Consider the following 503-nt stretch of genomic DNA (forward strand, 5'->3'; position numbering starts at 1 on the left):
GCCGCCACGCGAGCGCTGCGCGACCACAACGCCCCGTAGCTCACGCTGCCGCTTTCGTCCACCACCGCAATACGCTCCCCGCCTTCCGCGACGCGCTCGCCCAGTACCTCGGGCAAGCTGCGAGACGGCGCAAACGTCTGATCGTCGTTCACGAAGCCGTGCAGGACGCGTTCGCGCTCTTGATCGGACAGCAGCGGAATGGCGGAGCATCTGCGGCCTGGATCCTCCATCGCCTCGACCAGTACGCGGCGGAAATGGCCTGCCATTTGCCCGATCGTCTCGGCCTCGAAGAGATCCGCGTCGTATTGGAATTTGCAACGCAGGCCACGGTCCTGCTCCGCGACGGCCAACATCAAGTCAAATTTCGATGTTCGATTGAGTTCGTCCAGGAATGCCTCGTCCGCCTCGATGCGCAGTCCGGGCAGATCGTGCCGGTGCTGCGGCGTGTTCTGCAGCACCAGCATCACCTGGAACAAGGGCGCGCGGCCGAGATCGCGCTCGGG

The 503-nt window shown here is 64.8% G+C and carries 1 protein-coding gene; it reads right to left on the bottom strand.

The window, feature by feature from the left end; all coding sequences use genetic code 11:
• A partial coding sequence (locus AC1RQF_RS33550; RefSeq protein WP_492874451.1) for a condensation domain-containing protein occupies positions 1-503 on the bottom strand: 503 nt, incomplete at both ends.

It is taken from the genome of Burkholderia sp. GW821-FHT14F03, from assembly GCF_058803765.1.